The following is a 1,568-nucleotide window of genomic DNA, read 5'->3' as shown; positions in this document are numbered from 1 at the left end:
TGTCAAGAGTTATCTTTTCTATTTCGAAAAGAAATTTGATATTTTTTTGCACCCTCTTCCGGCGACTATCATTATAGTATAATCGGGGGGAAAGTGCAAGGGGGTGTTTGAGTCCAATACATTTGATTATTTGATTAATAATTTTATAAAATTTAATCTTCCGATTTTTAAAATCATACCTTCTTCGATTATTAAGTCAAGATGGGGATCATTTATCTTTTGTCCATTTATTTTTACTCCACCCTGCTCAATTAATCTTCGAGCTTCGCTTTTACTATTTACTACACCAGATAATACAATGAGTTTTATAATCCAAATTTTTCCTTCTTTTAAATTATTTTTCTTTAAAGTTAATGTTTTTATATCTTCTGGATAAAGTTTATCCTTAAAAACCTTTTCAAATTCTTCTTCTGCCATAATTGCTGAACTCTGTCCATGGTAAAGTTTAACAATTTCTCTAGCTAATACCTTTTTTACGTCCCGAGGATGTCTGTTATTGTTCTCTAAGGCTTTCTTTATCTTATCTATTTCATCTAAAGAAACATCCGTTACTAATTCAAAATATCTGATCATAAGATTATCCGGGACAGACATTACTTTGCCATACATTTCTTGAGGAGTCTCGTCAATCCCAATGTAGTTATTAAGACTTTTACTCATTTTTTCTACTCCATCTGTTCCTTCAAGAAGGGGCAAGGTAATAATAATTTGTGGTTCCTGATTGAATTCTCTTTGAATATCTCTGCCCACTAATAGGTTAAATTTCTGATCTGTACCCCCTAATTCAATGTCCGCCTGCATAGCAACTGAGTCATATCCTTGCATTAAAGGGTACATAAATTCGTGGATACCTATCGGCTTGCCTTCTTTATATCTGTTAGAAAAATCATCCCTTTCCAACATACGGGCGACTGTATATTTTGAACACACTTTTAAAACTTCCGAGAAAGAAAGCTTCCCCAACCAATGACTATTAAATACTACTTTAGTTTTTTCCGGATTTAATATTTTAAAAACCTGTTTTTTATAAGTCTCTGCGTTTTTCTTAACTTCTTCTTCTGTTAACTGTTTCCTGGTTGCTGATTTACCACTTGGGTCACCTATCATTCCTGTAAAATCACCAATCAAAAAATAAACATCGTGTCCCAAGTCTTGAAATTGTCTCATTTTCCGTAGACCTACCGTGTGTCCCAAATGGATATCCGGTGCATTAGGGTCAAATCCTTGTTTAATCCGAAGTGGTCTTTTTTCTTTCCTTGATTTTTCTATTTTCTTTATTAACTCATTTTCGGAAATTATTTCTTCTGTGCCTCTTTTAATAATTTTTAATTCGTCTTTAATATCCATAACCAATTACCCCGCTTCATAGAATAAAAAAGTAAAATATTTTTACCATAATGCATTCTCTTATTTTATTCTTTGTTATCTCAGACCTAATCTATCCTTATTTTTAATTAACAAAATTAATAAGGGATATCCCAAGATATAACAAGCAATGATCTCACCTATCCCAATATACAATACAGTAATCCAATAAGGTAAATTAAATAATAAATGTAAATAAATAC

2 protein-coding genes are annotated in these 1,568 nt (G+C 31.7%); both read right to left on the bottom strand.

Annotation, left to right across the window (positions count from 1 at the left end):
* Positions 1–126: 126 nt before the first annotated feature.
* On the bottom strand, positions 127–1,347 hold the full coding sequence (locus ENO17_10120) for a tyrosine--tRNA ligase (GenBank protein HER25387.1): 1,221 nt from the start codon (positions 1,345–1,347) through the stop codon (positions 127–129).
* 75 nt (positions 1,348–1,422) lie between these two features.
* A partial coding sequence (locus tag ENO17_10115) for a QueT transporter family protein (GenBank protein HER25386.1) occupies positions 1,423–1,568 on the bottom strand: 146 nt, incomplete at its 5' end.

The organism is Candidatus Atribacteria bacterium (genome assembly GCA_011056645.1).
GTDB classification, from domain to species: Bacteria; Atribacterota; Phoenicimicrobiia; order Phoenicimicrobiales; family Phoenicimicrobiaceae; genus Sediminicultor; species Sediminicultor quartus.
This window is presented reverse-complemented; position numbering and strand designations above follow the sequence as displayed.